The 25,883-nt window shown below is 43.3% G+C and carries 27 protein-coding genes and 1 riboswitch; of the genes, 13 read left to right on the top strand and 14 right to left on the bottom strand.

The features are described from left to right. Window positions 1–43: 43 nt before the first annotated feature. The 3 genes from AC0L13_RS15010 to AC0L13_RS15000 all read left to right on the top strand — a co-directional run bounded on the left by AC0L13_RS15010 (window position 44) and on the right by AC0L13_RS15000 (window position 2,886). A complete protein-coding gene (locus AC0L13_RS15010) occupies window positions 44–196 on the top strand; it encodes a Fur-regulated basic protein FbpA (protein ID WP_473640949.1) in 153 nt (50 codons plus the stop codon). A gap of 19 nt (window positions 197–215) precedes the next feature. Then, a complete protein-coding gene (locus tag AC0L13_RS15005; protein WP_473640947.1) occupies window positions 216–1,664 on the top strand; it encodes an amidase family protein in 1,449 nt (482 codons plus the stop codon). Between the two features lie 64 nt (window positions 1,665–1,728). Then, window positions 1,729–2,886, top strand: coding sequence for a DEAD/DEAH box helicase (locus tag AC0L13_RS15000; RefSeq protein WP_473640945.1), 1,158 nt, complete (start codon window positions 1,729–1,731; stop codon window positions 2,884–2,886). Window positions 2,887–2,932: 46 nt separating this feature from the next. Here AC0L13_RS15000 and map read toward each other — a convergent pair whose 3' ends face one another. Together map and AC0L13_RS14990 are read right to left on the bottom strand one after the other, a co-directional pair. Continuing rightward, window positions 2,933–3,682 carry a type I methionyl aminopeptidase gene (gene map, locus AC0L13_RS14995; RefSeq protein WP_473640943.1) on the bottom strand — a complete coding sequence of 250 codons (750 nt, stop codon included), beginning with the start codon at window positions 3,680–3,682 and terminating at the stop codon, window positions 2,933–2,935. 80 nt (window positions 3,683–3,762) lie between these two features. Next, complete coding sequence (locus AC0L13_RS14990) at window positions 3,763–4,104, bottom strand: magnetosome magnetite crystal formation protein family (RefSeq protein WP_473640941.1); 342 nt, start codon at window positions 4,102–4,104, stop codon at window positions 3,763–3,765. A 92-nt stretch (window positions 4,105–4,196) separates the two neighbouring features. Then, window positions 4,197–4,298: riboswitch (TPP riboswitch) on the top strand. Window positions 4,299–4,483: 185 nt separating this feature from the next. Here AC0L13_RS14990 and thiT point away from each other — a divergent pair. Then, window positions 4,484–5,041 carry an energy-coupled thiamine transporter ThiT gene (gene thiT, locus AC0L13_RS14985; RefSeq protein ID WP_473640939.1) on the top strand — a complete coding sequence of 186 codons (558 nt, stop codon included), beginning with the start codon at window positions 4,484–4,486 and terminating at the stop codon, window positions 5,039–5,041. Between the two features lie 443 nt (window positions 5,042–5,484). Here thiT and AC0L13_RS14980 read toward each other — a convergent pair whose 3' ends face one another. Then, window positions 5,485–6,210, bottom strand: coding sequence for a tryptophan-rich sensory protein (locus AC0L13_RS14980; protein ID WP_473640937.1), 726 nt, complete (start codon window positions 6,208–6,210; stop codon window positions 5,485–5,487). Window positions 6,211–6,371: 161 nt separating this feature from the next. Here AC0L13_RS14980 and AC0L13_RS14975 point away from each other — a divergent pair, with 161 nt between their 5' ends. Both AC0L13_RS14975 and AC0L13_RS14970 read left to right on the top strand, forming a co-directional pair. Beyond that, the gene (locus AC0L13_RS14975) at window positions 6,372–8,177 is read left to right on the top strand and encodes a M3 family oligoendopeptidase (protein WP_473640935.1); all 1,806 of its coding nucleotides are present in this window, start codon (window positions 6,372–6,374) and stop codon (window positions 8,175–8,177) included. Between the two features lie 7 nt (window positions 8,178–8,184). Further along, window positions 8,185–8,730, top strand: coding sequence for a GNAT family N-acetyltransferase (locus AC0L13_RS14970; RefSeq protein ID WP_473640933.1), 546 nt, complete (start codon window positions 8,185–8,187; stop codon window positions 8,728–8,730). Window positions 8,731–8,954: 224 nt separating this feature from the next. On the opposite strand, the gene AC0L13_RS14965 is transcribed toward AC0L13_RS14970, so the two are convergent. From AC0L13_RS14965 to AC0L13_RS14955, 3 genes are all read right to left on the bottom strand, one after another. Further along, entirely contained in the window at window positions 8,955–9,530 is a 576-nt protein-coding gene (locus tag AC0L13_RS14965) for a beta-class carbonic anhydrase (RefSeq protein ID WP_473640931.1), read from the bottom strand. Between the two features lie 142 nt (window positions 9,531–9,672). Beyond that, the gene (locus AC0L13_RS14960) at window positions 9,673–9,810 is read right to left on the bottom strand and encodes a hypothetical protein (RefSeq protein ID WP_473640929.1); all 138 of its coding nucleotides are present in this window, start codon (window positions 9,808–9,810) and stop codon (window positions 9,673–9,675) included. 103 nt (window positions 9,811–9,913) lie between these two features. Then, entirely contained in the window at window positions 9,914–11,146 is a 1,233-nt protein-coding gene (locus AC0L13_RS14955; RefSeq protein ID WP_473640926.1) for an aminopeptidase, read from the bottom strand. A 292-nt stretch (window positions 11,147–11,438) separates the two neighbouring features. Here AC0L13_RS14955 and motA point away from each other — a divergent pair, with 292 nt between their 5' ends. Both motA and motB read left to right on the top strand, forming a co-directional pair. Then, entirely contained in the window at window positions 11,439–12,257 is an 819-nt protein-coding gene (gene motA, locus AC0L13_RS14950; protein WP_473640924.1) for a flagellar motor stator protein MotA, read from the top strand. Further along, on the top strand, window positions 12,241–12,999 hold the full coding sequence (gene motB, locus AC0L13_RS14945) for a flagellar motor protein MotB (RefSeq protein ID WP_473640922.1): 759 nt from the start codon (window positions 12,241–12,243) through the stop codon (window positions 12,997–12,999). Before motA ends, motB begins: the two co-directional genes overlap by 17 nt. 64 nt (window positions 13,000–13,063) lie before the next feature. Here motB and AC0L13_RS14940 read toward each other — a convergent pair whose 3' ends face one another. After that, window positions 13,064–13,285: a DUF1128 domain-containing protein gene (locus tag AC0L13_RS14940; protein ID WP_473640920.1), complete on the bottom strand. Its 222-nt coding sequence runs from the start codon at window positions 13,283–13,285 to the stop codon at window positions 13,064–13,066. 42 nt (window positions 13,286–13,327) lie between these two features. Continuing rightward, a complete protein-coding gene (locus tag AC0L13_RS14935) occupies window positions 13,328–14,716 on the bottom strand; it encodes an alanine/glycine:cation symporter family protein (protein ID WP_473640918.1) in 1,389 nt (462 codons plus the stop codon). A gap of 257 nt (window positions 14,717–14,973) precedes the next feature. On the opposite strand from AC0L13_RS14935, the gene AC0L13_RS14930 reads away from it, so the two are divergent. Together AC0L13_RS14930 and AC0L13_RS14925 are read left to right on the top strand one after the other, a co-directional pair. After that, window positions 14,974–15,351, top strand: coding sequence for a YtxH domain-containing protein (locus AC0L13_RS14930; RefSeq protein WP_473640916.1), 378 nt, complete (start codon window positions 14,974–14,976; stop codon window positions 15,349–15,351). 23 nt (window positions 15,352–15,374) lie between these two features. Further along, a complete protein-coding gene (locus AC0L13_RS14925; protein ID WP_473640914.1) occupies window positions 15,375–16,361 on the top strand; it encodes a YihY/virulence factor BrkB family protein in 987 nt (328 codons plus the stop codon). Window positions 16,362–16,549: 188 nt separating this feature from the next. Here AC0L13_RS14925 and AC0L13_RS14920 read toward each other — a convergent pair whose 3' ends face one another. From AC0L13_RS14920 to AC0L13_RS14905, 4 genes are all read right to left on the bottom strand, one after another. Continuing rightward, window positions 16,550–18,454, bottom strand: a complete 1,905-nt coding sequence (locus AC0L13_RS14920; RefSeq protein ID WP_473640911.1) for a heavy metal translocating P-type ATPase — start codon at window positions 18,452–18,454, stop codon at window positions 16,550–16,552. A gap of 236 nt (window positions 18,455–18,690) precedes the next feature. Then, window positions 18,691–20,226: a fumarate hydratase gene (locus tag AC0L13_RS14915; protein ID WP_473640908.1), complete on the bottom strand. Its 1,536-nt coding sequence runs from the start codon at window positions 20,224–20,226 to the stop codon at window positions 18,691–18,693. Then, entirely contained in the window at window positions 20,207–20,422 is a 216-nt protein-coding gene (locus AC0L13_RS14910) for an SE1561 family protein (protein WP_473640906.1), read from the bottom strand. The genes AC0L13_RS14915 and AC0L13_RS14910 overlap by 20 nt, the downstream gene beginning before the upstream one ends. 330 nt (window positions 20,423–20,752) lie before the next feature. Further along, window positions 20,753–21,139 (bottom strand): OsmC family protein, encoded by a 387-nt coding sequence (locus AC0L13_RS14905; protein ID WP_473640904.1) that lies wholly within the window; start codon window positions 21,137–21,139, stop codon window positions 20,753–20,755. A gap of 131 nt (window positions 21,140–21,270) precedes the next feature. Here AC0L13_RS14905 and AC0L13_RS14900 point away from each other — a divergent pair, with 131 nt between their 5' ends. Then, complete coding sequence (locus AC0L13_RS14900; RefSeq protein WP_473640902.1) at window positions 21,271–22,449, top strand: MFS transporter; 1,179 nt, start codon at window positions 21,271–21,273, stop codon at window positions 22,447–22,449. 14 nt (window positions 22,450–22,463) lie between these two features. Here the strand turns inward: AC0L13_RS14900 and AC0L13_RS14895 are convergent, their stop codons facing one another. After that, window positions 22,464–23,267 carry a polysaccharide deacetylase family protein gene (locus AC0L13_RS14895; protein ID WP_473640900.1) on the bottom strand — a complete coding sequence of 268 codons (804 nt, stop codon included), beginning with the start codon at window positions 23,265–23,267 and terminating at the stop codon, window positions 22,464–22,466. Window positions 23,268–23,323: 56 nt separating this feature from the next. Further along, on the bottom strand, window positions 23,324–24,220 hold the full coding sequence (locus AC0L13_RS14890) for a TIGR01777 family oxidoreductase (RefSeq protein ID WP_473640898.1): 897 nt from the start codon (window positions 24,218–24,220) through the stop codon (window positions 23,324–23,326). Between the two features lie 480 nt (window positions 24,221–24,700). Here AC0L13_RS14890 and recX point away from each other — a divergent pair, with 480 nt between their 5' ends. Then, window positions 24,701–25,513: a recombination regulator RecX gene (recX, locus tag AC0L13_RS14885; protein ID WP_473640896.1), complete on the top strand. Its 813-nt coding sequence runs from the start codon at window positions 24,701–24,703 to the stop codon at window positions 25,511–25,513. Beyond that, a complete protein-coding gene (locus AC0L13_RS14880; protein WP_473640894.1) occupies window positions 25,503–25,832 on the top strand; it encodes a YfhH family protein in 330 nt (109 codons plus the stop codon). The genes recX and AC0L13_RS14880 overlap by 11 nt, the downstream gene beginning before the upstream one ends. Window positions 25,833–25,883: the final 51 nt, after the last annotated feature.

Below are 25,883 nucleotides of genomic sequence, written 5' to 3'. Positions count from 1 at the left end.
AGAGGAATAGATGATAGGCAACTATCTAGGAGGAACAAACACCATGAGAAAGAAAGAAAATCTCGAACTAGAAAACAAAAGGGATAAAATAATCGAAAACCTTGTTAACAATGGCATCTTTAAAATTAATGGAAAACAATTATATGAACTATCTTTATATGAATTGATGAAACAGTATACAATGAGGATAGAATGATGACTATGGGGGGATTTGCATGAACGGGAAATTGGATGATAGACGGCGTGAGTGGCTAGAAGAAGCGACTATTAGGCAAATACAAGAAAAAATGTCTTCAGCTCAACTCACGTCCGAAGAACTGACCGTCATGTACATGAAGACAATTTCAGAGAAAAATAGGAATATCAATGCGGTTCTCGAACTGAATCCAAAAGCTGTCCAAATCGCTCGTGCACTCGATGAGGAACGTAGCCGCGGAATTGTGCGGTCGTTATTGCATGGCATCCCGGTTCTGTTAAAAGACAATATGGATACGGGAGACGGGATGCATACAAGCTGCGGCTCGATAGCAATGAAAAATCATTACGCTACCGAAGATGCTTTTTTAGTGAAAAAGCTTAGGGAAGCAGGCGCTGTCATTTTAGGCAAGACGAATATGACAGAATGGGCGAATTTCATGTCGGACCGCATGCGGAATGGATGGAGTTCCCGTGGCGGACAAGTGAAAAATCCTTATGGGCACTTTGATGTGGGCGGGTCGAGTTCCGGATCGGCAGCAGCTGTTGCAGCCAATATGGCAGCGGTCTCCATTGGAACAGAAACGAGCGGCTCTATCATCAATCCTTCAGCTCAAAACGGTCTTGTCGGTATTAAGCCGACTGTTGGATCGATTAGCAGAAGTGGCATCATCCCACTTTCATTTACACAAGATACACCAGGGCCTCTCGCCCGGACTGTGGAAGATGCGGCCATCACATTCGGGCTGATGGTTGGCTACGATGAAACCGATCCGGTCACTAAGAAAGCAGAGCGTTTCAATGGAGTAGATTGGCTTTCCATATGTGACGCAACAGCCCTTGAAGGAAAAAGAATTGGCATTGCCCGATCCATTTTTGTCCGGGAAATTTCGACGGAGATAAAGGAAAAGTTCGAAGAAGCACTCCGGCATCTTAAATCATTAGGCGCTGAGATTATCGACAATATCGATTTAGGGACGATGGAAGACGATTTAGGGTACAATGTACTTCTATATGAATTCAAAGCGGCATTGAATGAATATCTCGGAAAGACGCCAGCGACTAATCCAATCAGGACATTATCCGATATCATTCAATTCAATAAAGAACATGCAGAAGAAACGTTGGAGTTCGGTCAAGTGATGTTGGAAAAAGTAGATCGGACGAGCGGAACGTTGACCGAGCCGGAATATATTGAGGCATTGTTACGAAACCGCCATTTAGCTGGAGAATTGGCTCTTGATCGTGCTTTCGACGAACATAAGATTGATATGCTCGTATTCCCTCAGGATCATGGCTGTAGTTTTAGCGCCGCTGCCGGGTACCCGGCCATCACAGTTCCATCATCCTTCACGGAGGAAGGCGAGCCTTTTTGCATAACAATATGCGGCAAGGCGTATTCCGAGCCGGAATTAATCGGCTATGCCTACGCATATGAACAGGCGACGAAAGCAAGAAGAAAGCCTTGAACACTTGAAAGAAAAGCGAATCCGGTTCATTATAAGATAAGGAACAGTGAAAGCGGGGATGAGAATGTCCTTCTTAGAAAAAATGGACGATAGTATTAAAAAGAAGTGGAAATTTGAAAAAGAAACACCGATTCAATCCCAAATGATACCGGAATTATTAATCGGCCGGGACGTAGTGGCGGAATCACCGACTGGAACAGGGAAGACTCTTGCATATGTTTTGCCGATCCTTCAGCAAGTGGAAGGGAAGAAAATGCAGACACAGGCGTTGATCATGGCTCCTTCCCAGGAATTGTCGATGCAAATCGTCAATGTCATCCGTGAATGGGTGGAAGGAACGGATATTACAGTCACCCAGTTGATCGGCGGCGCGAATATGCAGCGACAGATTGAACGATTGAAAAAGAAGCCGACAATCGTTGTCGGAACTCCGGGACGTCTCGTCGAACTTGTGAAAGCGAAGCGTTTAAAAATGCATGACATTCGGTATATCGTTTTGGACGAGGGTGATCAGTTGTTATCAAGGGATTACCGCGTCATTGTGAAAGATTTAATCGAAGCGGCACACCCAGAACGTCAAGTCGCTGTCGTATCTGCAACGATTACGAATGAAATTGAACTTGTCGCTAAGAAGCTATTGGATGATCCTGTCCGGTTGCATGTGTCTGTCGATGATATGCCGTTGTCGGGCAAAGTGGTGCATTCATTCATCAAGACGGATGCACGGGATAAGACAGATCTTCTTCGAGGACTGTCGCATCTGCCGGCTATTAGGGCGCTCGCTTTTATGAATAATGTCGATCAACTTCGAATGAAGGAAATGAAGCTGCAATATAATGAGGCGCCAGTTGCTGTTCTATATTCTTCAATGACGAAGTTTGAAAGGCAGGAAACTTTGGAAAGTTTCCGAAAGGGCGATATCCGGATATTAATTGCGACGGATTTGGCTGCGAGAGGACTGGATATACAAGGACTGACCCACGTCATCCATGTCGATGTCCCTCATACGATCGAGCAGTATTTGCATCGCTCCGGTCGGACAGGACGTGCTGGGGAGGATGGCGAAGTACTTACATTGCTCTCGTATCCTGAAGAACGGACGTACAAGAAGCTGACGAAAGGGTTCAAGCCTATTCAAAAAGTCTGGTATAAAGGAAAGTTGACCGAAGGGAATTCGAAGACAGTAGGCGGACAAAAAGACGATAAGAAAAAGAAGAAATAACAAAAGGGCGTTCTGGAATTACTCTCCAGAACGCCTTTTAACTTTTTTAATCTAGTTGGGTCAAAATGATCGGTTCGTCTTTTGTGACGATGATTGTATGTTCAATTTGAGCGACGAGGGATTTATCCGGTGTTACGAATGTCCATCCGTCTCCAAGCTCAATGATATGCTCTGCATTCTCGGAGATGAAAGGCTCAACCGCCAATACCATTCCTTCCTTCATCAACGTTTTATCCCAAGCATCATAATAGTTAAGTATATGTTGCGGCTCTTCGTGCAAGGATGTTCCAATCCCGTGCCCGGTCAAATTTTTAATAACTTTCAGGCCGTTATCCTTAGCTTCTCGCTCGACTGCCTTCCCGATCTGGTTCAACCTTGAGCCTGCTTTCACTTTTGTCATTGCGCGGTCAAATGCGCTTTTCGCTACGTCGCAAAGCTGTTGCTTTTTCTCGTCATTCGTGCCGACGACGAATGAAATGCCTGTGTCTGCAAAGTACCCGCCGTATGATGCAGAAACATCGATGTTGACGAGATCGCCATCTTGAATGACACGTGATCCAGGGATGCCGTGGGCTACTTCGTGATTGACACTAATACATGTATACCCAGGGAATTCATATTGGTCAATCGGTGCCGAGACAGCTCCGCGCTCAGCAAGAAGGCGTCCTCCGATTTCATCAATCTCTTTCGTCGTAATGCCTGGCACTGTCGCAACTTTAATCGCTTCCCGCACTTCTGCGACGATGCGACCGATTTTTTTCAGTGCCTCGATCTCTTCGTTGTTTTTTACAATCATGATTTACAGGTCCCTTCCTCGAAACGTACTTTTCCAGCTAATTATAACATAATTATTCGATTCTCAAGAAACGTATGCGTTCATTTCAACACTTTTACACCTTGATAGACGTTCCAAATGAGGACAATCAAAAATAGCAGACCATAGATAAGCATGAACAGGAAAGGGGCAAGTCCCCAAAAATCAAATTGCCCTGTTAACATTGTATGCATTCTTGATTCATACGAAACCATCGAAAACGTAAAGAGTATAAAGCCTGCAATGAGTAGTACGACAGGTATAAGATGAGATATGAGCGAACGCTTCGCATGTCCCTTCACCTCATGGTCGTCTGTGACGAAATAGACAATCGCGGGCAATAAAAGCGGTGAAAAAAAGATACTGAAATAACAAAGTGCTGATAGTAGTTTATTATTGGTCATGGGCTTACCTCCCGCAATTCTAATAAGTAGTTTACAATATCATCTTGCTTATAACTACTGTAACATATACAATGAAGACGACAATTGAATTACACGACCACAAGGGGTGCCTGTACTGGCTGAGATTGGACGTTTGTCCTGACCCTTCGAACCTGTAAGTTCATGCTTGCGTAGGGATGTGGATGGAAACTGACATATATCGATGTCTCGGTTCTATCCGGGATGTCGTTTTTTGTTGTGTAGGAAAAATGGCTCTGTTTACTATTCGTTACCTTGATCGGCTTTCTGTTAACTTATTCATACTGCCCTCAAGTCGAAACAGAAAACAACGTTTTCTTCATTCCGTATCCCTCCGCCAAAAAAAGAGGAGGAGTTTCTATTGGATCGTAAAAGGCTTCAGTTATTGTTGGAGGTTGCTATTTTAGGAGCTTTATCATTTGTTTTGGATAATTTAACGTTATTCAAATTGCCTCAAGGCGGTTCTGTCACCTTGTCGATGCTGCCGATCATCTTGATGGCCTATCGCTGGGGAATTGCAGGAGGCTTATTAACAGGATTGATTTCGGGTTTGCTCCAAGCTGTAATAGGGGGATTTATCATTCACCCTGTCCAAGGCGCGTTAGACTATTTTGTCGCATACACAGTTGTTGGATTGGCGGCGTCAACTTATAGTTGGTTACTAAAAGGTAAAATGGAAGGTCGCAAAGGCATGATGGCCGCAGCCATTATTGTTGGAACGGTATTAGGAGGACTTCTTCGATATGCAGCCCACTTCATTGGCGGCATGGTATTTTTCGCTGAATACGCAGGAGATCAGCCAGTTTGGCTTTATTCATTAGTATACAATGGATCTTTTATGATTCCATCCATCATACTGTGCGCTATCGTAGCAACCATTTTATTCACATCTGCACCGCGACTTATTCAAAAAGCATAAAAAAAGCAGGGGCATGTGTTGAACATGCTCCTGCTTTTTTTGATATAGAAGTGGTATTGGAAAATTGATCTAAAGACCGAAAATCGCCAGAACGGCTCCCTTTCCGCGGGCGTCGCCTCGCCTGCTCCCAACGCTTCGCTTATGGTCGCAAAAGCCGTTCTTCGTAACGGCTTTCACAGGAGTGTCGCCTTTTCTGGCGATTTTCTAGAGTCACCCCAATATATTGGCTGTCTACAGAAATATGCATACTGTAGAAATTGTAATAATCATCAAATCATTTATTTTAATGAAAACACCGTTGATTGGAGCGGAAGGCGACTCCTGGTGGATTAGCGGCTCACCGCCCGCCTGAAGCGGAAATCAACATGTTTGTAAAGCATAATAAAAAGGGCTGTCGCAAAAAGTAAGCATTCACTTACTTTCTGAACAACCCTTTTTTATTACTACGCACGTCTTCCTGAAAACAGGAAGATACATGTGACGATGACTGCGGATAAGAAGATTGCTGCTGCGGAGATGAACAGCTCCTCGATCCCGTTTCGGACAGCAATCCCGATAAAAGCCCAAACAAAAACGATATTCATTACATAATCCCTATAATGGTACATAAAATGTAAAGCGAACGCCGTGGAAATCGTTAAAAAAATGACCGCCCATAACGGATCGCTTAATCCCAATCCTGACCAGCCATGGATCATAAGAAAATAACTGACATTCTCAATAGTCGTAATGAAAATCCATCCAGTAAGCAAACTGATTGGAGCTCTTCCAAAAAATCGGTTATCCCGTTTCGGGAAACTACCGTAAAAAATGAGCAACACAATAAGTAGAGCGATTTTCGTAATTACGGTGCCAGTAAACAATTCGAAATGCCAAAGGAAAATCCAAGCAATATGAAGTAGGCTACTTAATACGAAAAGGAAAGTGAAGCGGTTTTGATGCGCGGAGCTCATCTCGTGGAAAGTCTTTTTGAATTTGAAGATCCAGAAAAATAGCATCATATAGATCAACCAACAGATGACAAGTACATAGTCCGCTGGCATGAAAAGCATCGGCAGCCGATTTGTAATCTCCCCTGTTGTATTTCCATTCAAAGAGAAAAAGCTTGCAATTACATTTAATATTATGACTGTACATAGTGACAGGGTCATCAGAAGTATTTTAGACATAGTACATCCTCCCTCTGAACAGTATACATAGGAATGTGGATTAGTGCGAAGGAAAGTATGAAATTTCCGTCACAAATCTAATATTTCGAATCCCGAAGATTCATGGTATAATAAAAACATGTTTTTATTAAAATTTTCTAAATCATTAGGGGGATCATTCATTGACTACTACAAAAACGTATTCACAAGTATGGGATTTAGATGTATTTTTTAAAGGCGGAAGCGATTCAGAGGAGCTTCGCACGCATTTGGATGCGGTGAAAGCACAGATTGGTGAGTTGGAAAACCTTGCCTCCGCTACACAAACACCAGCATCCGTCGAAGATGCAGATAAGATTCTTCACGTAATTGATGAAATCAAAAACACTGCGAAAAATTTAAGAGAAGCTGGCGCTGTCATCGGCTGCTTCCTTGCTGCGAATACGAAAGATAAAAAGGCGCTCATTCTACAAGCAGAAGTAGGTGCTTTAGGTGCGCGATTCCAGACAGCAATGTTAAAAATCAAACAAGTCGTTGCGAAGACGGAAGAATCTGTTTGGAAGGAACTACTTTCGACTGAGCAACTTTCTCAATTCGATTTTATTCTACAAGAATGGCGCGAAGAAGTTCAATTGAAACTATCCGAGGAAGAAGAGAGCCTCATTACGGCATTAAGCGTAGATGGGTACCAAGGTTGGGGACAACTATATGACCAGCTCGTAGGAGACATTACAATCGAAATGACGGTTGATGGGGAAGAAAAGAAGCTTTCCGTCGGCCAGGCTAATAACTTAAGCTCTCATGCAGACGTTAACGTGCGCAAGGAAGCGTTTGAAAAACTTGAAGAAGCGTGGGAATCGAAAGAGGATTTCTTCGCATCGACATTAAACCATCTCGCAGGCTTCCGTTTGGCTGTCTATGAAAAGCGTGGTTGGGATTCTGTTTTGAAGGAACCTCTCATGAGAAACCGTATGAGCCAAGAAACACTTGATGCAATGTGGGGGGCGATCAGCGCTAATAAAGCACCTTTTGCAGAATATTTGAAGCGGAAAGCCGAACTATTAGGAAATGAAAATATGAATTGGTATGATTTAGATGCACCGGTCACGTCATCCACGAAGGAGATGTCTTACCAGGAAGGCGCAGAATTCATTTTGAAACATTTTGGTAAGTTCGGTCCTGAATTGGAGTCGTTTTCAAGAAAAGCATTTGAAGATAGCTGGATTGAAGCGGAAGATCGTGCGAATAAACGTCCAGGAGGTTTCTGTACGGGAATGCCAGTTTCAGAACAATCCCGTATTTTCATGACGTATAGCGGCTCCATGTCAAATGTTGCGACGTTGGCACATGAACTCGGACATGCATTCCATTCATACGCATTGCGCCCTGTTCATTACATGAATCGTCAATATGCAATGGGAGTTGCTGAGACGGCTTCCACATTTGCAGAAATGATCGTTGCAGACGCTTCTGTCAAAGCTGCAGAAACGGAAGAGGAAAAACTTGCATTGCTGGAGGATAAAATTCAGCGCAGTGTGGCATTCTTCATGAATATACATGCACGTTTCCTTTTCGAAACGCGTTTCTATGAGGAAAGAAAAAATGGAGTAGTCCCTGCTGCAAGATTGAATGAATTGATGGCAGAAGCGCAAAAAGAGGCATACGCTGGCGCTCTTGATACTGTACATCCGCATTTCTGGGCTTCGAAACTGCATTTCTATATTACGGGAACGCCATTTTATAACTTCCCATATACTTTCGGATACCTGTTCTCATTGAGCATTTATGCGAAAGCAATTGCAGAAGGCGAATCATTTGAACAGAAATATATGGCACTGTTGCGTGATACAGCTGTCATGTCTGTTGAAAATCTTGCGATGAAGCATCTTGGGGAAGATATTACAAAAGAGGAATTCTGGGCAAAAGGTGTGGCATTATGTGTGAAGGATGTAGAAGAGTTTTTGAAAATAGCTTCCGAAGAAAGGTGAAGACGCATTGATTCTGCTTGAAGGACGAACTTGTTATTTACGTATATTGACAGAAGACGATGCAGCGATATTCACCGAGCTGCTCAAGGTCAATCGAGAGTATTGGACAGTTTTTGAGCCTCGCCATGAATCGAGTTACTATACGGTTTCTGTCCAGCGGGATAAGATAAGGGAATCCATTTATCAGATGAGAGATCGGCGCGAATACAATTTTGGGATTTTTGACGCCGAAACAAGCAGGTTAATCGGTCACATCTCATTATACAGCATAAAACGACTACCGTTCTCAAGCGGTTTCGTCGGTTATTCTATCGACGAACGGGAAACAGGCAGAGGGCTTGCAACAGAAGCGGTGAAAATTGTTACGAAGTTTGCTTTCGAAACAGTCTCATTGCATCGAGTCGAAGCTTTTGTTTCTCCGCGGAATGCCGGTTCAGTGAAAGTGCTGGAGAATGCAGGCTTTGTCCGGGAAGGTTTGCTGAGAAAGCTTTTGTTCATTAACGGTTTTTGGGAAGATCATTATATGTACGCTAGCTTGGCAGATGATTATTGAAAGGGTAAGGCCGCCTGGCGGAAACTAGCAGCTAAAATAAAAAGCCGATTCTTCTAATGAAGAATCGGTTTTTGTCATATTACCCATCCAGCTCGGGCGCTAGCTGCTCGGGGCATAAGTCAGCTACGCTGCACGGCAAAGAGCGCCGTTTCGCGCATCTACCTTATGCCTGTCACAGCTTAGCGAGCGCCCTCCGCTTTTGTCATTTCCCGGGAAATCTACTGTCATTTTTCGTCGATTGCTTCATATCCGTCAATAATGACATCCAATAGCCCGGTGTCAGGATGTGCGACGAGGCCATGGACAGGAACTTTGCGATCCATAAGCGGGTGATTACGCACTTGGTCCACGCTTCTCTTCACACTCTCCGTAACATCACTGAAGCCGCGCAGCCAATCTTTCATATCGACCCCAGAGTATTTTAGTGTTGTAAATAGATTTTTATCTACACCGCGTGCGACCATTTTTTCAATCATCTGATCTGTGTCTATAGAGCTCATTCCACAGTCATGATGGCCGATTATATAAACTTCATCTGCCTTCAATTCGTATAGGGAAATGAGGATGCTCCTCATGACGCTGCCAAATGGATGGGTGACGATCGCTCCAGCGCTCTTAATGATTTTAGCATCGCCGTTTCGCAAGTTCATCGCTTTCGGCAGAAGTTCTATTAGTCTTGTGTCCATGCAAGTCAAAATAACGATTTTCTTATCAGGGAATTTTGTAGTAGCATATTCCTCGTATTTCTTTTCGTTGACGAATTCTTTATTGTAAGTAATGATTTCAGACAATATAGTCATATAGCGACCTCCGTTTTCTAATTAAGATTTCTTTAACTAAAAGATTGCCCTTGATCAGGCATCTTAGGTGTGAACATTGATTTGACTTATAGTAAATAGTCTACAGAAAAAGAAAAGAGCTGCCAAGTGGCAACTCTTTGTTTTATTTTACTTCCGGTTTTGGATCAACTGTTTCTGCATCGGAAGAATTGAGAGCTCTGCTAAGATAGTGCATTGTAAAATAAGCTGAAATACCAAGGACAACTGCGTACCCGATAACTGTAGTATACATCAAGCCCATGACGAGACCCCTCTCTAAAAAATAATTATTATACATTCATTATACTATAATCCTGCAATAATTAAAGAGGAGATTGAAATGTTTTAAGGAATTGTGTCTAAAATCAGAATGCCCAGCTTCCGTTACGGAATACAGGCTCGACAGTTCCATCCTCCAAAATTCCATCTATATCCATCTCTTCAGATCCAATCATGAAGTCGACGTGAGTAATGCTTTGGTTAAGTCCCCGCTTTTCCAAATCTTCAGAAGACATCGTTTTACCGCCTTCAAGACAGAAGGAATACGCGCTTCCGATTGCAAGGTGATTTGATGCGTTTTCATCGAACAGTGTATTGTAGAATAAGAGTCCTGATTCTGAAATTGGCGAAGCGTGTGGAACGAGTGCGACTTCACCTAAATGTTTAGCCCCTTCATCTGTATCTACGAGTCGTTGCAGTACTTCTTCGCCTTGACCGGCTTTCACTTCTGTAATTCGTCCGTTTTCGAAAGTGATAGTGAAGTCATCGATAATATTGCCGCCATAGCTTAAAGGCTTAGTGTTTTTCACATAACCGTTCACCCCATCTTTATGAGGGACAGTGAACACTTCCTCGGTCGGCATATTTGCCATGAACGCGTTCCCGTCAACATTGACACTTCCGCCTCCACACCAAATATGTCCTTTTGGCAATTCAATCGTCAAGTCTGTGCCAGGTGCTCTGTAATGAAGTTTCGCATATGCTTTGTCATTCAAATAATCGGCCTTTTCATTCAAGTTGCGGTCAAGTTTCTTCCACGCACCGACAGCATCTTCCTGATCAGCACGAACCGCCTTGAAAATGGCTTCCCAAAGTGCTGAAACTTGTTCGGATTCATCCAGCTCCGGGAACATTTTTGCAGCCCAAGCTTTTGACGGAGCCGCAACGACAGACCAGCTGAAACGATCGGCCATCATCATTTTCCTATAATTGCTCAACGCTTTTCCGCTAGCCTTCTGAGCATCTGCTATTCGAGAAGGATCGACTCCTTTTAGCAAGTCAGGGCTTTGTGAAACGATGCTTACGAATGCCGCTCCGGCTTCTGCTAACTTTTCGCGCTCCATTACTTTCCACTCAGGGAAATCCGAAAATGATTCGGCAGGCGCTTTTTCATAACGCAATTTTGTAAGTTCATCATCAACCCAATCGACGATGACATGTCTTGCACCGATAGAATAAGCTTTATCTGCAACCTTTCTAACAAGCTCTGCAGTTTCGATGGAAGCGCTTATGTAGAGCGTTTGATCCTTTTGGATATTCGATCCAACCTCTACGATTAAGCTTGCGTAGTTCTCCAACTTCTGTTCAAATGTCGACAACATAAATACCTCCTTAGTCCGTATGTATTAATAGTACTCTAGAGTTAGAAGACAGGCAAAGGGAAAAAGTTATAATTTATAGAAATCAAAAGCTTGGACGTAGCTGTTCCTTGTATATGCAATTATTAGGGATTTAGTATTTATACAGCTGGCGCAACAGATCAAAGCGCAAAATGTGTATGCAAGGTGACATTTCATTGAAGAACTATATTTATTATTTAAGATGACTAAAGAATGTGGGAGATATGTCGAAATAAGAAGAAGTAGACTGTAGGACATGGAGGGTACTAATATGGATTTATCAACCGTTTTTGGACTTATCCTCGGATTCGTTGCGCTTTTTGTCGGAATGGCAATGAAAGGCGTAACACCGGATAATCTGTTAAATATAGCCGCAATCCTCATCATTATCGTCGGAACGATGGCAGCTGTCGTTATCGCATTCCCGATGAAGGAAATCAAGAGGGTACCGAAGCTGTTCGGCATCATTTTCAAAGAACAGAATTTGACTGCCGATTCGGATTTGATCAAGATGTTTTCAGGCTGGGCAGATATTGCAAGACGGGAAGGTTTATTATCATTGGAAGCGAAAGCTGATGAAATATCCGATCCGTTTTTGAAAAATGGGCTTGGCCTTGCGATTGACGGGCAAAACGCCGATTACATCCGTGATGTTCTTACCGAAGAGGTAGAGGCAATGGAAGATAGGCATTCTGCTGGAGCACTCATCTTTTCACAAGCCGGGACTTATGCTCCGACACTTGGTGTGTTGGGGGCGGTTGTCGGTTTGATTGCAGCCCTTAAGAACATGAATGACATTGAAGCACTTGGAACAGCCATTTCTGCAGCATTCATTGCGACGTTATTAGGGATTTTCACGGGTTATGTACTTTGGCATCCGTTTGCCAATAAACTAAAGCAAAAATCGAAAGAAGAAGTTCGTCAAAAGATGATGATGATTGAAGGCGTTTTATCAGTCCTTGAAGGAGAGGCTCCGAGGGTCATCGAACAAAAATTGGCATCTTACTTATCAATGGAAGAACGTCGAAAGCTCGCTGCTAAAAATACTACGAGCGATAGGGAGGCGGGGCAGGTTGTCGAGGAAGCGTAAGAAAAAGCGGGATGATGGTCATGTGGATGAATCCTGGCTATTGCCCTATTCAGACTTACTCACATTGCTTTTGGCTTTGTTTATCGTCTTATTCGCATCGAGCTCATTGGATGAAGCAAAATTCAGTCAGATATCTTCCGTGTTCAATCAGATTTTTGACGGGGGGACAGGGGTAATGGATAACGCTGCTCCAACTCCCGTACCGATACCTAAAGACAGTGCAGGCGAGGAGAATGAAAACTCCTCTTATTTGGAAGACCAGCAATCTCTTGAAGAAATTCAGGATAAACTCGATGAATATATCGCTGTCCAAGAACTTGAAAATCAATTCCAGACAAAGTTGACAGAAGAAGGACTGCTGATCACGATTAGAGACAGCATCTTGTTCGAGTCAGGCAAAGCGACGATCAAACCGGAATATGAAACGTTGGCGAAGGATATCGCCGATCTACTTGTCTTTGAGAAACCACGTCAAATTGTTGTAACTGGACATACAGACAATGTTCCGATTAATAGTGCTGAATTTCCATCCAACTGGGAGCTGAGCATGATGAGAGCAATCAACTTCCTCAAGACGATTGTCAGCGATGATAAAATGGATCCTCAGTTATTCAGTGTGAAAGGTTATGGCGAAAACAAACCGGTCGCTTCCAATGATACAGCAGAAGGAAGAAGCAAGAATAGAAGGGTTGAAGTTCTTATACAGCCTCTCGTATTGAAAGATGGAACGGCAGTTGAATAAAATACATAAAAAAACCGATGCTTCAGGATTATCCTGTCGCATCGGTTTTTTGGTCTAGCACACTTTATTTACGTAATGCACCAAGTTCAGCGGCGATCGCTTGCATTTCATTTGGACTGATCGTATCCCGTTTCATGACCATCTCGTACATGTAAACGAGATCCTCATATTGGGATGTGCTGAAGTTGTCCGCTTTCATTGCATCGACGTTGACCATTCGCAGCTTCTCTTTAATTCTTTCAATCATATACGTTACATTTTCAGGTGTTGGTTGAGATAGATCCATAATGTCGTCCGCCCTTCATTAGCTTCGGACTTAATCATCACATTAATCAATCGTGCTGTCAACCGATGCTGACTTCCCAAGCTTTGCTTCTTCTTTCTCTTCTTCGATCTTCGCTTTGAATCGTTTAGTTTCCATAACGATAATTCCAGACAATCCAAGAAGACCGATCAAGTTCGGAATAGCCATCAATCCGTTTAATACGTCCGCAAGCAACCAAACGATATCTAGAGATACGACAGCTCCTACCATAATGAACAAAACGAAAGCGATACGGTAGCCTAATACTGCTCCATTTTTAGGGAAGAGGTATTGGAAGCATTTCTCTCCATAATAGCCCCATCCTAGAATTGTAGACGTTGCGAAGAATACAATACCGATTGCGACGATGATAGGACCAGCGCTGCCTAGGAATTCTCCGAAAGCTTGGGCAGTCAATGCACCAGCGTCAATAGATTTGTCTTTCCACTGACCCGACATGACGATTGTAATACCGGTAATAGAACAGATAACAAGAGTATCAAATAATACTTGAGTCATGGAAATGAGTGCTTGACGACCAGGCATGTCTGTTTTAGCAGCGGCAGCGGCGATAGGAGCAGAACCGAGACCAGCTTCGTTAGAAAACAGTCCTCGAGCAACACCAAAACGAATAACTGCACCAATTGCACCACCAGCAGCTGCCTGCCCTGTAAATGCATCACTGAATATTAAACCAAATGCCGCTGGAACAAGATCGAAGTTCATAATTACTACGATTGCTCCTGCAATAAAGTAGAAGAGTGCCATGATCGGTACGAAGAATGCAGTTACCCGGCCGATCGATTTGATTCCTCCAAGAATTACGAGTCCGGCAAAAACGAAAAGTGCAACCCCAGTAATCCAATGCGGAACGTTAAAAGTGTTGTTCATGACGTCTGCAACTGCCTTCGATTGTGTACCATTACCGATACCGAAAGCCGCAAGCGCTCCAAAAATAGCGAACAGGACACCGAGCCATTTTTGTTTTAGACCGTGTTCAAGATAGTACATCGGCCCTCCAGCCATTTGTCCTTTTGCATCCTTGACACGGTATTTAACGGCTAGAATAGCTTCCCCATATTTTGTAGCCATTCCGAAGAAACCAGCGAGCCACATCCAGAAAATTGCTCCAGGACCGCCCATATAAACGGCAGTCGCGACACCGACGATGTTACCAACGCCGACAGTTGCAGCCATCGCGGTCATCAAAGCTTGGAACTGTGAAATGTCGCCGTCTGCTTTTTTATTATGCTTGCGAGAAAATACTTGTTTCAATGAATACGGCAATAACCGCACTTGGATAAATCCGAGCCTTACAGTTAGAAAAATACCTGTTCCCACAAGTAGGACAAGAAGTGGCGGTCCCCAAATAAATCCGCTTGCTTTGTCCAAAAAGCCTGTGATTGCATCCATCTAATTACCCCCTTGTTTTGTTTGTGTTTGTAACGAAATTCCCTTTCCTGCTAGATTTTCTCCTAACTATCGACCCCCTCCTTTTTTTCGCTATCTAATACATTAGACTATTGAGAATATTGGTAGTCTTATCGTTAATATTCCGAAACTTCTTCGAATTAGTCAAGACCTTTTTTCAAATTCATGAACATTGTTTGTTTTTTCAATCGAAGGGTATAATGGTGTATGCAGATTAGAATGAAATTGGAGGGTTTTACGTGGGAAACAGCAAATTTGGAAGGTTTATCATGTTGGGGGCAATTTTAGGCGGTGCTATCAGCATGTTCGATAGAAGCACCCGACAACAAGTGATGAAAAAATCGAACGCAATGATTTCACAGGTCGGCTATTATTCAAAAAATCCGGATGTCCTGAAACATAAGCTACAACAACAGAAAGACAAGTACTTATCGATTTATGAACAATTTTCAGGAGATGCGGCATATATTAAGAATCAAGTTGAAGAATTAAAAACATTGACGCCTCAAGTGAAAGAGCTGGTCGTCGATACGAAGGAAGCCTTTGTTGATTCGAAAGAGGAATACAAAGAAATAGTGAAAGAATCGAAAGAGGCTATGGGCGCAAAAAAGATGTAAGTTACGGAAGGAGTGAGTCCAATGTGAATAACAAAGACCGCATTACTCCGAAAAATGATAAAGCAGTAAACGACGAAGAAAAAAGTGGTTTCATGGCGAATTCACCAGTTATGAAATTCCTGGATGATGTGAAAGACGGGGATTTGGAAAAATTCGATGTTACAACGACAAAAGGATTTTGGAAGGAGCTCCTTGTGCGAATCAAGATGGTGGATATCACTGGCTTAGGTTCTCAGTTGGCGTTCTTTTTCCTATTATCTTTATTTCCACTATTAATCTTCTTGATTACGTTGTTACCTTTCTTAAGCATCGATGAATCCCAAGTATACCTTTTCATCAGGGATTACGCGCCTGATAGCGTTTATACACTTATCCATGACACCCTTGAGGAAATATTGAAAAACCGTAATGGAGGACTACTATCGATTGGTGCTTTGGCGACGATTTGGTCTGCGTCTAAAGGGATGAACGCTCTGACGAAGGCATTAAACCGCTCGTATCATGTCGAGGAATCAAGATCTTTCCTCGTTGCGAGAGGGATGTCAGTCGTATTTACAGTCGCTTTGATTGCCGTATTGGTTGTTGCCCTTCTATTGCCGGTATTCGGTCAACAGATTGGAATGCTAGCATTCTCCTATTTTGGAATGGAGGAAGGATTTCTGAAATTATGGGGAAGCTTGCGATGGGTTATACCACCAATTTTGATCTTCCTTGTATTTACCGCACTTTACTGGGTGGTCCCGAATTTAAAAGTACGGCTGAAAAGTGCAGTGCCTGGCGCTTTATTCGCCACAGCAGGATGGATTATTACTTCACTCGCGTTCTCGTTTTACGTCGGTAATTTCGCGAACTATTCAAAGACGTACGGAAGTATTGGGGGAATTATCGTCCTCATGATGTGGCTCTACTTTTCAGCGATCATCTTAATGCTTGGCGGCCAATTGAATGCCGTCATGACGGAACGAAAACAAGCAAAATTAGCAAAAGAAAAGAGCAATGCAGTCGGATGACTTGCATTGCTCTTTCTTCTTTAACCTTTCTTCTTTAACCTTTCTTCTTTAACCTTTCTTCTTTAACCTTTCTTCTTTAACCTTTCTTCTTTAACCTTTCTTCTTTAACCTTTCTTCTTTAACCTTTCTTCTTTAACCTTTCTTCTTTAACCTTTCTTCTTTATCCTTTATCCTTTATCCTTTATCCTTTATTCTACTTTATTCAACATCCGCAAACCGTTCAATATAACTAGAATTGTACTTCCTTCATGGCCTATGACGCCTAATGGAAGATCGACGACTTGCATGAAGTTGGAAATTATTAGAATGGCAATTACAGCTACGGAAAAGAATACATTTTGTTTCACAATCCGTTGCATCTTCTTGGAAACTTTCACTGCATAGGATATTCGGGTCAAATCATTTTGCATAAGGACGACATCGGCTGTTTCAAGGGCAACGTCGGTGCCTTCGCCCATTGCAATGCCTGAAGTAGCTGTAGCTAATGCAGGCGCATCATTGATACCGTCACCGACCATACCAACTTCTCCATATTCCGTAAGTAGCCGTTTTAATTCATTCACTTTCATCTCCGGTAGACATTCTGCCACATACCGATCCAAACCTGCTTCGTTGGCAATCGTCCTCGCTGTATTTTCATTGTCGCCAGTTAACATGATTGACTGGATCCCTAATTGCTTCAGGTCTTTAATTGCTTTGATTGCTTCAGGACGCAGCGTATCTTTCAACGCAATGACAGCGAGAATTCCTTCAGAATCTTTCATGGAAACAACAGTCTTTCCTTCATTTGAAAGTTCTTGGACGATTCCTTCATGAAATTCGTTAATTAATTCTTTCCCGACAAAATTCGGGTTTCCGACGAGAATTTCACCGGATTTTGTAACAGCCCGGATTCCGTAACCTGGAACGTCTTCAATTTCTGGGCTTTCTTGTTGGACGATGCCTTCCAGTTCAGCATAATTTACGATTGCGACAGCGAGTGGATGGTTCGACTGTTTTTCGATGCTAGAAAGCAAGGCAAGGGCCTCTTCGATGTTCGCATTTTCACGGACGATAAAGTCGGTTACGACCGGCCTCCCGGAAGTCAATGTACCGGTCTTGTCAAAAGCGATCGCTTTCAATGAACCGAGATGCTCCAAGTGGATGCCGCCTTTAAACAGAATGCCTCTTTTCGCTCCGTTCGAAACAGCTGCCAGCGTTGCAGGCATGATCGACGCAACAAGGGCGCAAGGGGAGGCGACAACTAATAAGACAATGGCGCGATAAAATGTCGTCGTCCAATCCCAGTCGAATAGGTAATGCGGTAAAAACATCATGACGAGTACTGTGAAAATGACAATTTTCACGTACGTGCCTTCAAATTTTTCGATGAACTGCTGGGAAGGGGACTTTTCACTTTGCGCATTTTGAACGAGAGTAATTATTTTCTGGAACAATGTCTCCGTGCTCGGCTTCGTCATTTCCATTTGAATCGCCCCGCTTATATTGACGGTGCCTGCAAATAGCTCATCATTCTTAGTCTTGGTGACAGGTACCGATTCGCCGTTAATGGCAGACATGTCAACGGAGGTTGTGCCTTTGATGACGATGCCATCGACGGGGATCCGCTCGCCTGGTTTTACAAGGATTCGTGCGCCAACGGAAAGGGAAGCAGTCGGTATGCTAACTGTGGAGCCGTCTTCCTGAATGAGCCATGCATCCTCAGGCTGTAATTCCATTAACGCAGATATTTCTTTATGACTTTTATTTAATGTATACGTTTCGAGTGCACCGCTGATCGCGAAAATGAAAATGAGGATGGCGCCTTCTGCCCAATAGCCGATGACGGCGGAGCCGATTGCTGCAAATACCATTAACATTTCGACATTCAACTGCTTATCTGCGATTGTTTCCTCGATGCCTTCTTTCGCTTTTGCGAAACCGCCGATCAAGAAGGCGATTATATATAGGGAGATTGATAGCGTCGTTGATCCATCTTTTCCGATCAACCAGGCAGCTAAAATTAAAATCCCTGCTACAATTGCAGCAATAAGTTCCAAATGTGCTGTCCAATGTGTAGGACTTTGTGGCGTTTCCTTCGTTTGCGTTGTCATTTGACTACCCCCTAAATGAGAATGAATATCAACTTCATTAAATTGAATTTCTATGAAAAATGCAGGACTAGCAATGAATTCTGGATTTAATTCAATTAACGATAATTGTTATGATGTAATAATGATTATAAATAATAGTATATCAAACTCAAAAGGAAATGCAATACTCACGACTCAATAGGAAGGAAAGTTGACATGAAAAAACCTCGGCACAATATGTGCCGAGGAGTTAGTAATTAGCTGAAAACCTTTTCTTTAAATTGAGACAGTTTTTCAAGCGATGTTTGATCAACATCTGCATGTAAGCTATTTCCGTGTGAGTCCATCGTGACGACAGCGGTAAAGTCCTCTACGCGCAAATGCCACATCGCTTCGGGAATGCCGAATTGGAGAAGATCCACACCTTCAACTGCTTTAATGCAGTCTGCGTAATATTGCGCTGCTCCGCCGATAGCGTTCAAGTACACCCCGCCATGTTCTTGCAGTGCTGCTAATGTTTTCGGTCCCATTCCGCCTTTTCCGATCACAGCGCGGATGCCGAATTTCTTCATGATGTCGCCTTGATACGGCTCTTCACGAATCGACGTCGTCGGACCAGCTGCTACGATTTCATAACCGCCGTCTTCGTTTTTCAGAACGACCGGGCCACAATGATAAATGATGTGACCATCCAAATCGACTGGTGCATCGTTTTCTGAAAGATACTTATGAATTGCATCACGACCTGTATACATACGACCGCTAATTTTCACGACGTCCCCAACTTGAAGATCGCGGATTTGTTCTTCGCTGATTGGGGCTGTTAGTTCAACAACGCGGGAAGACTGTTTCGTTTCCGTTTGTTCTTCTTGATCAAAAGAAAGCTTTTCGCCTTCATTATAATGCCAGTTTGTCACAGCGCCAGTCGTCGGATCTAAATCTACAGCCATCCGGCGGTAAGCCCAGCAGTTGTAAGCTACAGAAACATAGAAGCTCGCAGGGATACGGTGCATGACACCGATTTTACAACCTAATAAAGTCGCTTCTCCACCGAAGCCCATTGTTCCAATTCCAAGTTGATTCGCGGATTCCAGAATATAAGCTTCCATTTCGGCAAGCTGAGCATTTGGGTTTACATCATCCACTGCGCGGAAGAGTTGATCTTTCGCCAGCTCATAGCCAGACGTGCGGTCTCCGCCGATTCCTACTCCGATGAAGCCAGCTGAACAGCCTTGTCCTTGTGCTTGATATACAGAGTGGAGGATACATTTGCGGATACCGTCAAGATCGCGTCCCGCACGACCTAAACCATCCAATTCAGTCGGTAAACTATATTGAATGTTTTTATTCTCACAACCGCCGCCTTTTAGAATCAACTTCACTTCAATATGATCGTTTTCCCATTGTTCGAATTTGATGACTGGTAAGCCATCGCCGAGATTATCCCCGCTGTTTTCACCAGTAATTGAATCAACTGCATTCGGTCTTAGCTTGCCATCTTTTGTCGCTTGGATGAGTGCTTTCTTGATAGCAGCCTTAATTACTAATTGATTGACTCCAATAGGAGTTTTTATTTTGAAAGTTGGTAAACCAGTATCTTGGCAAATAGGTGAAAGCTTATCGTCTGCCATATTAATATTTTTCGCAATCGTATCAAGGCTCATTGCTGCCCGTGTGCCGGCATCTTCTTTCTCTCTTGCTGCCTTTACGGCACGACGGACGTCTTTAGGAAGATTTGTAGACGTTTCACAAATTAGATCATACATGCTTTTCTCAAGTTGTTCTATGTACATTCTTATTTCCCCCTGGAGAATCATTGATCTTTTTTAGTTTGTTCATCTGGTTTTCAAGTTCGTCGACTAAGCTGATAAGCTGATCGATATCGTTCAAATCGGTCGTTTCCGGCTCAATCGATTCAAGCTTCTCCAAAAATTGATGGAGACGATTTTTCAATTCATCGACATTAACGTTACTTTGTCCTTTTTCCAAAAAGTACACCTCTTTTCATCATTGTAATCGTATACGAACTACGCGTTTTTTTCAACGTTGCGAAAGGTTATATAAATAAAATGAAAATTCGGCTTAACAAAATCTTTACAATAGAAAAACATCGTGCTATACTACAAATAATCAATAAGAAAAGGAGGCCGTAGTGTAGAGACGAATCGAATCCTTACGTAAAGGAGGGGATCCGTGAACGTTTGACGGCCCTAGCCGATAAACGCCTACGATTTATATGCAAAATGAAAGTGAAGGTTCTAATCATAAGTAAAGGCCCAGCCGTATTCTGACATCAGATATGGACTGGGCCTTATTCATTCAAGAAATGAATTCGTACGTTTCGACGACTTCAATTGAATCGATTACCGACTGAACCATTGAACAGTTCTTTGCCGTTACATGCATGATTTTCTCCATCTGTTCATCCTTAATCTTCTCACGTTCAATTATGAAATGAAGATGAACCTTTTCCACACGGTTTGCAATCTCCTCATTACGGGCAACTTCTTTCACTTCGATCGTAATGTTTTTCGCCGGCAACCTTTTTCTTTCAAGGATCTTACGTAGAACGCCACCGCTGCATACCGCGATGGATGAAACTAAAAGTTGGTACGGACGGAATCCGTATTCATCATTCGATGAAATTTGCAGTTTGCCAAACGAAGTCTCCGTTTCAAATCCGTTTTCAGTCATTTCGAATTTCATTCTTATCAATCCTCCTTATGCTACTATTATAAAGTGAAACTTCAATAAGTGGAAAATTCTTATCTCCGCCTTAATAGAAGTCGTACTAAACATAATAAATGATTTTCGCATAGTTAAGGAGCGTATTGCTTATGACCACAACATCGAGAGCTGAACAGCGGCGGTTTTGGATTCTGGTTATCATCGTTTCGATTTCAGGCTTTTCTCAAGGCATGTTATTGCCGCTCATCTCAGCCATTTTTGAGAGGGACGGTGTTTCGAGCGCATTGAATGGCTTGAATGCGACAGGCTTATACATAGGTACGCTTCTAGTATCTCCTTTCATGGAAGCACCATTACGGAGATATGGCTATAAACCCATCATTATATTGGGCGGAATTCTCGTCTTTTCATCGTTGCTTATGTTTCCATTGTGGAAACATGTCATCTTTTGGTTCATTCTTCGATTGCTGATCGGAATCGGGGATCATGCCCTTCATTTTTCAACGCAAACATGGATAACGAGTACATCGCCGCAGCAAAGATTAGGAAGGAATATTGCAATTTATGGCTTGTCATTCAGCTTAGGGTTCGCAGTAGGGCCACTGTTTGCGCCGCTTGTCAGTATCCATGAAGGATTGCCATTTATCGTCTCTGGCTTATTATGCATGTCCGCATGGATGCTCGTCTTCAATTTGAAAAATGATTTTCCGGAAGTTATGAAAGGGAATCCTTCGGAAACGGGAAGTTTCATAAAACGATCGAAAAGCACGATCGCCATTGCATGGATTGCCTTTTTAGGTCCGTTCGGTTATGGATTTCTAGAATCTTCTCTAAATGCGATGTACCCGGTATACGCGCTGCGAAATGGGATGGAGCTCACATCCGTCTCGATGATTCTTGCCATTTTTTCAATAGGCGGCATCGTTTCACAGTTGCCGCTCGGTATGCTTTCGGATAAATTCGGCAGGCAAAAAGTTATTCCGATAACGTATGGAGGAGGCGCGCTCTCTTTTTGGGCTGCAAGTATGATGGGGAATTCAGTCCCGTATATCATGCTGACGGTATTTATTGCAGGCCTTTTCATCGGGTCGATCTTTTCACTTGGAATCTCTTATATGTCCGATTTGACTCCGAAGGATTTATTGCCGACAGGAAATTTACTATGCGGCATCTTTTTCAGCATCGGCAGTCTTACTGGTCCGTTTGCGGGCGGACTCTTTCTTGAATTCATCGAAAATGTGAGCTATCTGCTCATTATCTCTATTTTGTTTGTACTGTTGTTTGTCGTCTCCCTTTTCGGCAGTAAAAGAAAAAGCATCCTTCAGTAGGGATGCTTTTTTTGTCACCGTAAAATCGAATTGACATTTTCATATTCGAGAACTAGGTCGTCTAATGATCGGAATTCATATCCCGCTTTCTTGGCATCCCGAATGAAGTCTGGCAACGCCTCCGCATTATCGGGCGATACAGTATGCATGAGTATGAGCGCTCCGGGATGAAGTTGATTCATTAATTCATTGTAAGCATAGTCGCGGCCGCGCGGTTTATTGGCGTGCCAATCAATGAATGCAACGGACCAGAAAATGTGGCGATAGCCTAACTCGTTGCCTTTGCTCAATAAAGCATCATTAAAGATCCCTTCAGGCGGTCTTGCGTAAATCGTCCGCTCGATACCTGTCGTTTTATAAAGAAGCTCATCGAATTTTTTCCATTCCTCTTCCATTCTTTCGTCCGATAGATTTGCCATATTCGGATGGTCGTACGAATGGTTTCCGATGCTATGTCCTTCCTTCACCATTCGCTGAACGAGAGGGTCGGCACTTTTTAAATAGTGGCCGGTAAGAAAGAATGTCGCAGGGACGTCTTCTTTTTTCAATGCATCTAAAATCTTATCCGTATAGCCGTTTTCATAGCCGTTGTCGAAAGTCAAATAGGCGATTTTTTCATCAGGCTTTCCTTTGTAAATCGCACCATGTTTTTCAAGCATCGATTCCAAAGCTGGCCCAGCATTGGGAGGGACACCGTTGGTAGCTTTTTTGAATCCCCAATGGAACTCCTCTGCCTTCGCCGAGAATGGATTGAATAAAATACCGACAACAATAATGAAGGCAGCCATCAATATGCCAGGGCCGTGTTCCTCAACCATAGATTGCACTCTCCTTTTTGAGTAGGATGTGCGCAAATAGAGGAAATATACGTTATTTAAAGAAGTTTATCCAAAGCCAACGATAAGATAGGAAAGTTGAATTCAAAACCATTCGCCAATAGCTTTTCGGGCGTTACATATTGTCCTTCCAAAACGAGTGAGCTCTTTTTGCCAAGCGCCAGCTTCATGAGTGGAGAAGGCACTGGAAACCAATGTGGCTTATGCAAAGTGGCACCAATCATCTTCCCGAATTCATCCATCCGGACAGGGAACGGAGCGGTGACGTTGACAGCACCTTTCACTTGGTCATTTTGCATAATGTGTGCAACGGCTCGTGCTACGTCTTGCACATGGACCCATGAAACCCATTGCCGCCCCGTGCCTACTTTACCTCCGACGAACATTTTATATGGCAAGACCATAAGCTGCAAAGCTCCTTCATCCTTTCCAAGGATTAGCCCGAATCGAGTGAATGTCGTACGTATTCCCAGGTCGGTGAGCGTTGCAGCTTTCTTCTCCCATTCACTCACGGTCTTTCCGAGAAAGTCTGTCGCAACTTCCGAAGAATCTTCTGTATAAATCTCGGTTTCGGATACAGGGTATATGCCAATGGCACTCGCATTAATGAAAACGGATGGTTTATGATCAAGCTTGCCAATGATCCGAATCAACTCATCCGTCGCTTCCATCCTGCTTTCGAAAATCATTTTTTGATGTTTTTCCGTCCAACGTCCATCGTTAATGGAAACGCCAGCTAGATTAATGAACACATCGGCCTTGCCGATCTCTTTCTCAGGATTAGCTCCCTCTTGCAGCCAAAGCGCATATTTCACATTCTCCGTGTCAGCCTTTTGATTCCGTGAAAGAATGATAATTTCGTGATCGTCCTTCAAAAGTAATTTTGTGATATACCGTCCAACAAAACCTGAACCACCCGCAATAACAACTTTCATTTATACCTACCCCCATTTTAATAAACAAAAAAAGTACGATAAGTGCATCGGATTGGAGTGAACGCCGTAACGAAGAACGGCGTTTGCGAGTAAAAGCGAAGCGTTACGAGCACATCTATGCACTGCCGTAACGAAGAACGGCGTTTGCGAGTAAAAGCGAAGCGTTACGAGCACATCTATGAACTGCCGTAACGAAGAACGGCGTTTGCGAGTAAAAGCGAAGCGTTACGAGCACATCTATGCACTGCCGTAACGAAGAACGGCGTTGCGAGTAAAAGCGAAGCGTTACGAGCACATCTATGCACTGCCGTAACGAAGAACGGCGTTTGCGAGTAAAAGCGAAGCGTTACGAGCACATCTATGCACTGCCGTAACGAAGAACGGCGTTGCGAGTACGCCGGCAATGCCGGAAATCCAGTTAGGATGACCTCCTTGACGAGAACATGTATACTGATAGATAGCGAGGGAGGTCGAAAAGATTTGCCTGTTATAACGAAAATAACACAACAAAAACGTGATAGCGAACGTTATAATATATTCCTGGACGAAACATATGCCTTCAGCGTCCATGAATCCGTCCTCGTCAAGTTCGGACTCACAAAAGGAATGCAGCTCGACGAATGGTCGATGGACGAAATCACATACGAAGACCAAATTGAAAAAGCATTCAATCGAGCTCTTCACTACTTATCCTTCAGAATGCGAAGCGAATTTGAAGTGAAAAAGAAACTGCTCGACCTGGAATTCGGAGAAGCAGTCGTCCTAGAAGCAATCGTCAAATTAAGAAGACTAGGATTCCTGAACGACGAGGCATTTTCTGAAGCGTTGCTGCAAACTCAGAAGAACGCATCAAACAAAGGCCCAAAAGCAATCCAACAGGAATTACAGAAAAAAGGGGTCGGGAAGGAGTTGCAGCAGCAAGTGCTCGAAAACTATTCAGAGGAAGAACAATTCGCAGTCGCGAAAAAGCTTGCTGAAAAGGCGGCGAGATCCAACAGCTCAATCGCTCCCGCACAACTCAAGCAAAAAATTCAAAATGCACTTGCCCGAAAAGGGTTTTCCTTTGAACTGATCAGCCGAGTGATGGAGGAAATTGATTTCGGCAGAGATGAAGACGAATGGGATTCGATCATCAGCAGCGTCGGCGAAAAGGCTTGGCGCCGTTATCAGTCGAAGTATTCGGGATATGAATTAAGGAAACGAGTAAAACAAGCAATGTACCAAAAAGGTATTCCATTTGAACGAATAGACAGTTTCATCGAAAAAAAGGAGAACGAAGAAGATGGAGACTAAAAAATATAGTGAAATGAATGAACATGAGTTACGATCTGAAATCGGGAGACTTATGGAAAAGGCGCGCAAGGCGGAGCAGCTAGGAATTATTAATGAGTATGCCGTTTACCAACGCAAGGCGCTTATGGCGAAATCCTATATGATTGACCCGTCGACAATTGTTTCTGGTGAAATTTACAAAATCGAAGGCGATGAAGGAGTCTTTTTCCATGTCGACTATTTGAAAGGCCGCTTTGCATGGGGATACCGCTTAGGCGGAGAACGTGCGGAAGAAGCATTGCCGATCGCGATGCTTCAATCGGTAAAAGCGGGTAAATAAAAAGCAAAGCTTGCCGAAAATCCAGCAAGCTTTTCCATGTCTTTCTACGTC

The organism is Sporosarcina sp. QA0331 (assembly GCF_055808055.1).
The sequence above is the reverse complement of the archived record's forward strand: the minus strand, read 5'-3'. Positions and strand labels throughout refer to the sequence as shown.

Bases quoted from the DNA above. Each gene is read 5' to 3' on its own strand.
- AC0L13_RS14960 (WP_473640929.1), bottom strand. From the start codon at position 9,810: ATGGGCTTGATGTATACTACAGTTATCGGGTACGCAGTTGTCCTTGGT.
- AC0L13_RS14895 (WP_473640900.1), bottom strand. From the start codon at position 23,267: ATGGTTGAGGAACACGGCCCTGGCATATTGATGGCTGCCTTCATTATT.
- AC0L13_RS14940 (WP_473640920.1), bottom strand. From the start codon at position 13,285: ATGGATCTATCTCAACCAACACCTGAAAATGTAACGTATATGATTGAA.
- AC0L13_RS14905 (WP_473640904.1), bottom strand. From the start codon at position 21,139: ATGAAATTCGAAATGACTGAAAACGGATTTGAAACGGAGACTTCGTTT.
- AC0L13_RS14880 (WP_473640894.1), top strand. From the start codon at position 25,503: ATGGAGACTAAAAAATATAGTGAAATGAATGAACATGAGTTACGATCT.
- AC0L13_RS14890 (WP_473640898.1), bottom strand. From the start codon at position 24,220: ATGAAAGTTGTTATTGCGGGTGGTTCAGGTTTTGTTGGACGGTATATC.
- AC0L13_RS14935 (WP_473640918.1), bottom strand. From the start codon at position 14,716: ATGGATGCAATCACAGGCTTTTTGGACAAAGCAAGCGGATTTATTTGG.
- AC0L13_RS14965 (WP_473640931.1), bottom strand. From the start codon at position 9,530: ATGACTATATTGTCTGAAATCATTACTTACAATAAAGAATTCGTCAAC.
- AC0L13_RS14990 (WP_473640941.1), bottom strand. From the start codon at position 4,104: ATGACCAATAATAAACTACTATCAGCACTTTGTTATTTCAGTATCTTT.
- AC0L13_RS14900 (WP_473640902.1), top strand. From the start codon at position 21,271: ATGACCACAACATCGAGAGCTGAACAGCGGCGGTTTTGGATTCTGGTT.
- AC0L13_RS15005 (WP_473640947.1), top strand. From the start codon at position 216: ATGAACGGGAAATTGGATGATAGACGGCGTGAGTGGCTAGAAGAAGCG.
- AC0L13_RS15000 (WP_473640945.1), top strand. From the start codon at position 1,729: ATGTCCTTCTTAGAAAAAATGGACGATAGTATTAAAAAGAAGTGGAAA.
- AC0L13_RS14980 (WP_473640937.1), bottom strand. From the start codon at position 6,210: ATGTCTAAAATACTTCTGATGACCCTGTCACTATGTACAGTCATAATA.
- AC0L13_RS14915 (WP_473640908.1), bottom strand. From the start codon at position 20,226: ATGTACATAGAACAACTTGAGAAAAGCATGTATGATCTAATTTGTGAA.
- motA (WP_473640924.1), top strand. From the start codon at position 11,439: ATGGATTTATCAACCGTTTTTGGACTTATCCTCGGATTCGTTGCGCTT.
- AC0L13_RS14920 (WP_473640911.1), bottom strand. From the start codon at position 18,454: ATGACAACGCAAACGAAGGAAACGCCACAAAGTCCTACACATTGGACA.
- AC0L13_RS15010 (WP_473640949.1), top strand. From the start codon at position 44: ATGAGAAAGAAAGAAAATCTCGAACTAGAAAACAAAAGGGATAAAATA.
- map (WP_473640943.1), bottom strand. From the start codon at position 3,682: ATGATTGTAAAAAACAACGAAGAGATCGAGGCACTGAAAAAAATCGGT.